Source organism: Facilibium subflavum (assembly GCF_003574485.1).
Taxonomy (GTDB): Bacteria; Pseudomonadota; Gammaproteobacteria; order Francisellales; family Francisellaceae; genus Facilibium; species Facilibium subflavum.
The window spans coordinates 23937-32347 of record NZ_QLIT01000137.1 but is presented as its reverse complement, the minus strand read 5'-3'; the positions used below and the strand labels follow the sequence as shown (position 1 = coordinate 32347).

5 protein-coding genes, 1 tRNA gene and 1 pseudogene are annotated in these 8411 nt (G+C 36.9%); 2 read left to right on the top strand and 5 right to left on the bottom strand.

Going from position 1 to position 8411, the window contains the following annotated elements:
• The first annotated feature begins 18 nt into the window (after positions 1-18).
• Both ppk2 and DNK84_RS08665 read left to right on the top strand, forming a co-directional pair.
• A complete protein-coding gene (ppk2, locus tag DNK84_RS08670; RefSeq protein WP_119344137.1) occupies positions 19-837 on the top strand; it encodes a polyphosphate kinase 2 in 819 nt (272 codons plus the stop codon).
• Positions 838-892: 55 nt separating this feature from the next.
• A tRNA-Ile gene (locus tag DNK84_RS08665) sits at positions 893-969 on the top strand.
• A 110-nt stretch (positions 970-1079) separates the two neighbouring features.
• On the opposite strand, the pseudogene DNK84_RS15060 reads toward DNK84_RS08665, so the two are convergent.
• The 5 genes and pseudogenes from DNK84_RS15060 to dinG all read right to left on the bottom strand — a co-directional run.
• Positions 1080-2108 (bottom strand): annotated as a pseudogene (locus DNK84_RS15060) (histidine phosphatase family protein); the annotation flags it as partial.
• Between the two features lie 13 nt (positions 2109-2121).
• Positions 2122-2916 (bottom strand): phytanoyl-CoA dioxygenase family protein, encoded by a 795-nt coding sequence (locus tag DNK84_RS08655; protein WP_119344136.1) that lies wholly within the window; start codon positions 2914-2916, stop codon positions 2122-2124.
• Positions 2917-2942: 26 nt separating this feature from the next.
• Entirely contained in the window at positions 2943-4271 is a 1329-nt protein-coding gene (locus tag DNK84_RS08650) for an MFS transporter (RefSeq protein ID WP_119344135.1), read from the bottom strand.
• Positions 4272-4513: 242 nt separating this feature from the next.
• Positions 4514-5875 carry a dGTP triphosphohydrolase gene (dgt, locus tag DNK84_RS08645; protein ID WP_119344134.1) on the bottom strand — a complete coding sequence of 454 codons (1362 nt, stop codon included), beginning with the start codon at positions 5873-5875 and terminating at the stop codon, positions 4514-4516.
• Between the two features lie 387 nt (positions 5876-6262).
• On the bottom strand, positions 6263-8302 hold the full coding sequence (gene dinG / locus DNK84_RS08640; RefSeq protein WP_119344133.1) for an ATP-dependent DNA helicase DinG: 2040 nt from the start codon (positions 8300-8302) through the stop codon (positions 6263-6265).
• Positions 8303-8411: the final 109 nt, after the last annotated feature.

Sequence of the window (8411 nt, the reverse complement as noted above, 5' to 3'; positions counted from 1 at the left end):
AACTGGCATCGCTATTTTATGACAAAACATCGACTCGATCTACTCTCAAAACGTGAGCTTTTCACGGAGAATATTTATCCATATCCTGAAAAAATGCCACGCAGGATTTATGAAACCCAAAAATATCAATTGCAGATTGAATTATTGAAGATGCAACAATGGATTCGATCAAGCGGCCAGAAAATATTAATTATTTTTGAAGGTCGTGATGCCGCTGGCAAAGGCGGAACAATTAAGCGCATGATGGATCACTTAAACCCTCGTTATGCTCGTGTTGTTGCTTTGGAAAAGCCCTCAGAAAGAGAACAGGGCCAATGGTATTTCCAGCGCTATATTCGATATTTGCCTACTGCTGGCGAAATTGTTATGTTCGATCGCTCATGGTACAACCGTGCGGGTGTTGAAAAAGTGATGGGATTTTGTACGCCTGAGCAATATCAGCAATTTCTACAACAAGCACCAAGAATTGAAGAAATGCTCGTACAAAGTGGTATTAAGCTTTTTAAGCTTTGGTTCTCTGTTAGCCATAAGGAACAAAAAAGGCGCTTTAAGGCACGTGCAGCACATCCATTAAAGCAATGGAAATTAAGCCCTATTGATAAAGCAAGCTCAGATAAGTGGGATGCTTATACGAAGGCAAAAGAAGAAATGTTTTTACACACTAATACTGATTTTGCCCCATGGACCGTTATTAAGTCTGATGATAAAAGGCGTGCGCGATTAAATGCCATGCGCTTTATCCTCTCACAGCTTGACTATAGTAACAAAGATCCACTAATCGCCATTGACCCTGACCCTTTAATCGTCAGCCAAGCCAGTGAAATTTATCCAGAATAAAAGTAAACAAAGCTTGCAAAAATGTCCAGTTGCGCTAAAATAGCTCAAGTCTCTCGGGCTCTTAGCTCAGTTGGTTAGAGCAGCGGACTCATAATCCGTTGGTCGCAGGTTCGAGTCCTGCAGGGCCCACCACTATATAATACCTCCAAAGCCAGTCTTTCCTGATAAATAGTTAACTTTAAGATTGCAGGCCTTGAAAGATTTTTAATAACATTAAAACTGATATTTTTATCAATTATTTTATACAAAGCAGATAGCCATCTTCCATGTGTAACGACAATATAATTATTCAATACACTGGCTTTTACATCATTAATTAACGACATGACAAACTGCTGCACTTTAAATAGCGTGTGGCTATCTTTATCAAGCTTATAACTTGAATTATAAAAACTCTTTCTTTCATGATTGGCATAATTACTATTACGAAAATCACAAGGGTGAAACTCTCGCAATCTATAATCTGGTATCACTAATTTATTTTGCGCTTTTGCATATGGATCTATCGTTTTTAATGCGCGCATAAAAGGACTTGAAAGAATTAAATCTACTGGAGATCCAATAATATCATCTAATAAATCGATTAAATCAATAGCATCTTTTGCACCTTTTTCAGTAAGCCCAGCATTTGGCTGTTGAGAATTTGCCTGGGCATGCCTTACAAAATATATCTGTTTGGGAAAATCAATCGCTTGTTTTTTTAAATTGGTACGTATCTGGTTCGCAATCGCTTCACGATAATGCGCTGGTGTGACAGTTTCTAAATTTTCAACCTTACCTTTTTCATCATTTACTCTCACCTGTAGTATCTTTTTAAATAATGCATGACTTTGATAAGCTACTTGCTCAGCTTTAGACATCTTACCACCTTGAAAACCTAATGTTTCTTTAGAGGCAGGCGATAATCTTTCATAATATCCTGTTTTTGTTGCAGCCAAATAACGTTTGGCATTAACATGTTCGCCAATTAATATGGCAACCTCCAGGTTAAGTCCCATTTCTAAAGCTTTTCTTGCGCCAATCCACTCATGATTAATCACGCCTAAACCTGCCATTTGTGGCTCAGAAACATCATTACAATAATGCCCAATATCATGCAGCAAAGATGCAATTTCAACATCAATGCCATGGTTAAGTTCTTTGGCAAAATGCGCGCATTGACATGCATGCGCAATTTGCGAAACACACTCACCAATATAATTTTTACTAGCTGCATTATATAAATAGCCTAAAAGCTTATCTGCATTAGCTTGTGCAGTTTCCTCAATCATATAATCCTGCATATTATTTCCCAATTGGATTGGCAACATTATAAATTCTGGCACCTTTTGAGTAGTCTTTATTTGGATCGCGTTCACATTCAGGTGGAAAGTTTACACGCTTATCAGCATAATATGCTTGTCGCTTAGAACCGCCTTCAGAGGCTTTATTGTAAGTAACAAACAAGGCTCTACGCGACTTATTACTATTATTGGACTTTGAGTAATGTGGCACATATGAGTCAAACAGCAAGACATCACCTGCTTTACATTCAATCGCTTTCCACTCAAACTTATCGCTTAATGACGCTAGAATTGAACCATCTGAATTCTGCGGCATAAAACGATCTTTTTCAAATCCACCTTCAACAATATTTAAGCAGCCATTCTCTATCGTTGAATCATCAATACACAACATCATGGTAATATGGTATTTTTGGTTAAAAGAGATAAAGGCAGGTGCGTCTTGGTGTGGTGTAAAGCCATTTCCACCTGGCAGCTTGAAATTAACCTTCTCTTTAAATAAAACGGCTGGCTCACCCATTAACTGAGATAAGAGGCTAAGCGTATTTTTACCACGCAATAAATCACTCATTCCATCATGATAATCTAAAAAGTTTTCAATACGGCACAATAACTTTTTACCATCTCTATGCTCAAAATATTTCATCCACTTCCCTGGTGTTTCTGGCAACGCGTATAATTCATCACTCCAGCGCTGTAGATTTTCAGTTTCTTCTCTGCTTAAAAAGCGAGAAATCTTTATAAATCCATGCTGTTGCCAAAAGTCCAGTTGCGCATTGGTTAATATATAATTCACGTGATTTATCCTCCTGTGCTAGATAATTATGCTGTCTGTAAACGTTGATCTTTAATTAAATATTCTTCCTCGCAGATTGCCCCTGAAGAAGCATCTGGCTGGCTATGAGGGATTAACATCGATAAAAAATACCCTGATAGTGCGGTAAGTGATAATAAAAATACCAGCCAGTAAATACCAATTGCATTTTGTAATATCGGGATAAACAACACTGAAATAAATGCGCCAAATTTAGCAGAAGCTGAACAAAATCCATGGCCTGTTGCTTTAATATGTGTCGGGTAAAATTCCACTGGCAACATATATGTCGTAATACCTGGCCCCATATTAATAAAGAAATTAAACAATATAAAACCAACAAATATTACAATCAGATTTATATTTGTGTATGGTGTAAATGTAAATGACATAATAAATAAACCTAAAAATGCAAAGATAAAACCGATCTTTTGAAGCCTTACACTCGTAACACGCTTCACTAAATAGACCGAACTTGCCGCGCCAAATAAAACAAAAATACTTACAAATAACGTGCTTAATATAATATCATGCATGCCTGTCATAAAGTTCGCTGAACTTGAAATATTTAATGCTTCCAGTACCCGTGGCGTAAACAAAGCAATACCATAATATGAAATATCCATAAAGAACCAGCATATTGCTAATGTCAGCGTTCCTCGAATATATTTTTTAGAAAAAATATCAACATATCTTACCTTGTTTTTATTGGCAATATTGTTTGCTGTATTTTTAGATAACCTTTTATGTGCCTGCCATACAAAACTCTCAGGCAGCTTAGCTCTTAACACTATACCCACAAGCGCAGGAAAGGCACCAATTGCTAACATCACACGCCATGCGCCTTCACCAGGATAAAGGCTAAACACACCCCAAGCAAGAAATACACCAATCGGAACAGCAGCACAATTCACCAGCATGGCTGAAGCCAGGTTACGTGAACGTGAGCTTCCTTTAGACATCTCTGATAAATATGAAGCGCAGATAGGATAATCAGCACCAACACCAAAGCCGATTAAAAATCTAAATATGCATAATGACGTCACATTCCAGGAAAAAGCCGAAGCAATAGCAACCCCAACAAAAAATAATAAATTGAGCATTAATAATTTTTTTCTGCCAATAAGATCTGCTACTCTGCCAATAATCAGTGCCCCTAAAACAGCACCGATCATCGCACTTGATTGTATGAGGCCAACCTGAAAAGGGCTTAAGTGAAACGACTTTGTCACAAATGGTTCTGCAACAGAAATAATATATAAATCATAACCGTCAACAAATAATCCTAATGAACATACCAACCAGACTAGAAAATACAGTTTATTCCTTTTTACCATGTGATTATCTTATCTAAACATCCTTGAAGATAACAATACTATATATGTGTTACAGTATTATTACAAACAGAAAAAGTGTCTCCAAAAGTGTAGGAAGGTCATTAATTTCAAGATGTCTATATTGAGCCACAAAAATGTGGGTAGGTCACCACACTTTTTTATGCTCTTAAAATAGTTGTTTTTGATTCCATATAACACCCATTTTTTTTAGCAGTGAATCCGTTTCTTTACAATCAATTGAATCACACTGGTTTAAATATTGATTGCGGGGTATCTGATTTAAATCGACTATACAGTTCAATAGCATAACGATCTGTCATGCTGGCAATAAAATCACTTATAGTCCTGGCACGGTTTGCATGATCATTGACATCATAGGCGTAAAAAATCTCACCAACATCCTCTGGTAAAAGCGAAGTGCTTGGTGTACTTTTAATCAAAATATCAAATAGCGTTGAAATAATTTCACGACCACGATAACGAACAATATTCATCTTTGGCGCACTGATTACAGCAAAATAGACAAAAAGCTTTAAAATTTCAACCTGCTTTTTAACGCTTTCTGGCAAATAGATTTTAGATAACAACGGACAATTTTCATCCAATGAAAATGCAATATTAGAAATGCAGTAATGTACTAAATTTGAGGTGAATTTTGTTCGAAGATAACTTGAATTTGCAAGCTGCTTTGAACGTTGATAAATTTGCGCTTGCGTGTCATTAAAGTCAATGATGCCATCAAAAATAGAGCGAATAATATTTTGTATTTCCTTAATGCTTAATAAAAGATTATTTTTTTCTGCTTGTTGTTGCACCTTTTGTAATAAACGCTCATCAGCACCAATCATCGATAATGGATCTAAAAATTCACCTTTAAAGGCATCCTCAATATCATAGGTGGAATAAGCAATATCATCAGCCAAATCCATGATCTGACACTCGATAGTTTTAAATGGTTTCCCTTGATAGTGCTTTGGCTCAATCCCTGACAATACGTGGGATTTAATTTTTTCCACCAAAGCACTTTCTGTTGCATAATAGCCTTTAATCGGCCCAGAGACTCGATTAACGACATATCCAGGAATCAGATGATCATATTTTAAAATGCTTGCCAGCGATCGATAGGTTAAATTCAACCCAAAGCGATTGTCTTTACCTGAATGAATTGGCCCTTGGCCTTCAAAGCGTTTTTTCTCCATTTTACTCAAAAGACGCAAAGTCTGTGCATTACCTTCAAAGCCACCAAATTCAAACATTTTTTGATGTAAGATTTTCTCTCCATTGTGACCAAAAGGTGGATGACCAATATCATGACAAAGTGCCGCTGTTTCTACGAGGTCTGTGTCAATATTCAGGTTAAATCGCCCATTAAGTGATAATGCAATTGATTTTGCAACCTGTGCCACCTCTAGCGAATGTGTTAGGCGATTTCTGAAAAACTCGCTTTCAAGGCAAGGGAATATCTGCGTTTTCCCTTGCAACCGACGAAAAGAAGCCGAATGAATCACTCTGGCATAATCACGGCGAAATGGTGTGAAGTGTTCTTTTTGCCTTGGCTCATGTACTGCTCTTTGATAGTCACTTTCCTGATATAGATTAATCAATGCAAACGCTCTTTATCTATTTACCCTATCGCTAAGTATAATGTGACATTGCTATAAACCACAAATACCATTGTTATATGATGCAAACAGACATCTGATCAAATCATAATCAAACAATTAAATTTTAAAAAAATATCCCAAAGTTTATATCCCTTAAGTTTTCCTTAATGTTGCCTTGCGATCATGCAATTACTCAAAGAGTGATGGCAGCTGTAGGAAGCACTTTTCTCTCTCCCTTCTCTTTCGGTATTGCTGCAACTGTCAGCTCTTTGAGACAAGTTTCAAGTTTAAGACTATCTACGGGACGCTCTCCCCTCCCTTCTCATCATCATAACCCCGTAGATAGCCTTAATTTATTTCTGATAAATTCATATAATAAGCGCCTTGCTAGATTATTTTAAACGGCGGCAAGTTTTCCAGTAGCGATTTTCCATAAAATTTTGTTTTTAAGCGTTTATCTAAAATAATAACCTCACCTATATCCGTCTCAGTTCTCACAAGCCGGCCAACCATCTGGGTAAGCTTTAATGAGCTTTGTGGCAAAGACATATCGATAAAAGGCTTTCGATTCATTGATAACAGCCACTCAGCACGCGTTTTATCAATGGGATTTGTTGGAACAGAAAAGGGAAGTTTATGAATAATAAGCCTTGCCAGATAATCCCCTGGAAGATCTACACCTTCACAAAAACTATCGACACCAAAAATAACTGAGGGTTTTAAACTATCAATACGTTTTTTATGCAAACTAATCATCATCTGTTTAGACCGATCACCTTGGACTTGCGTAATTCGTTTAATCGATGGCAAAAGCCCTTGATAGACCGCTTCCATCGCATAAATACTGGTAAATAGAACAAGTACACCTTTCTCAAAGCCTTGCAAATATTGTTCATTGAAAAGTTTAATTGTCTCTTGAATATGATCTTTTTGATTATTCGGCAAAAATTTCATATCTGCAATCTGTAAGGTAGAGTGGTGATATAAAAGCGGTGAATTTAGCAACAAAGTATCCGCCTGATTGCGAAGCCCTGTGGCATTTAAAAAACGATCGAACTTTCCTAAGGCACGAACCGTTGCCGAGCATAAAATAACGCCATTGACAACATTATCCCAGAACATTTGTTTCAATAATGAAGCCGCCTCAATGGGTGAGGCATGAACTTCATAATCCTGGTGATTTAAATTCGCAAGCTCATGTTGCTGTGTGCTTATATTTTTCTCACCATGCAAGCTTACCCACTTAGCAATGGGCGGGGTGCTTTGTACATTACTTATCAATGCCCATAACATTTGTAGATTTTGTGCGCGCTCTAATAAAAAGCCCAATTGTGTGAACTGCTTTTCCAACGACTCATGGCTATGGATTTGACTTTTTTCAATAAACTTTTCCAGCTCGCTTTTTAAGCGATCACATTGGTTGGCATATAATGCAGCACCTTTTTTAATCTCAACGCTTAATAATTGCACCTGTGAATCCAGCGACTTAATTCGCCATACCCCTTCTTCTTTTTCTTGTGTTTGGTATAAGGCATCAATATATTGCTGCATTTGCGTTAAGTCTTGGACAAGTTTTTTGCAAATCGCCTGCCAATCCTGACGGCGATTACGATCAACAAGTGCCACAGGCAGCGCATTTAGAAGTTTATCGACATCATTTATCCAGCTTTGGGAACCAAATAATGTCGCGCTTGCTGAAAAAGCGCTTAACGCTCGATCAGGAAGATGATGACATTCATCAATGATATAAATGCTTTGATCAAATTTAGGTAAAATCGCTCCATCGCCTAAATCTAAATGTGAGAGCAACAAACTATGGTTAGTAACAATAATATCTGTTTTTCTTAAGCCCTGTCGTGCAACAAAAAAAGGGCAATCCTGATAATACTCACAACGTGAAAAAGAACAAGCACTACTGTTATTATAAATCGCCTTGGATAACTCACGATTTAATGGCTGCTCTAAATTATCAAAGTCACCATCCCATTTTTTATTAAATTGATTTTCTAAGTCTTTTGCTTCTTTTAAAACTACGTCATCTTTCTCTTCTAAGTGATATAACTTTCTAAGGCATAAATAGCGTGATCGGCCTTTTGCCAGCATATAAGTAAACTTCTGCTCACCATTTTCAGATAAAAGCTTCTGAATAAAGGGTAAGTCCTGAAAAAAAAGCTGCTCCTGCAATGCAACTGTTGCCGTTGATATGACAATGTTTTTTTTATTTTTTTGTGCTTTATCGCCTTTTAAGCTTGATTGATTCGCCCAAAGTGCACCTAAAATATAAGCAAAACTTTTTCCTGTTGCGGTTGGTGCTTCAACAACAAGTTTTTGACCACCGTCCAACGACTTTTTAATCGCTTGAATCATTTCAAGCTGCGCATCACGTATATGTAAACCAGCCGACTTAAACAGGCTTTCAATCTGCATTTATTTTATTTCATTAAGAAACCAAAAAATCATTTTAACATACTAAAGTCAGGTTTTTACATTACATTGCAAACTTCTTTAATGAATATATCGTTTAGCATGCTTGTAT

Excerpts from the sequence above, each read along its gene's own strand:
- ppk2 (WP_119344137.1), top strand. The coding sequence starts at position 19 with ATGACAAAACATCGACTCGATCTACTCTCAAAACGTGAGCTTTTCACG.
- dinG (WP_119344133.1), bottom strand. The coding sequence starts at position 8,302 with ATGCAGATTGAAAGCCTGTTTAAGTCGGCTGGTTTACATATACGTGAT.
- DNK84_RS08650 (WP_119344135.1), bottom strand. The coding sequence starts at position 4,271 with ATGGTAAAAAGGAATAAACTGTATTTTCTAGTCTGGTTGGTATGTTCA.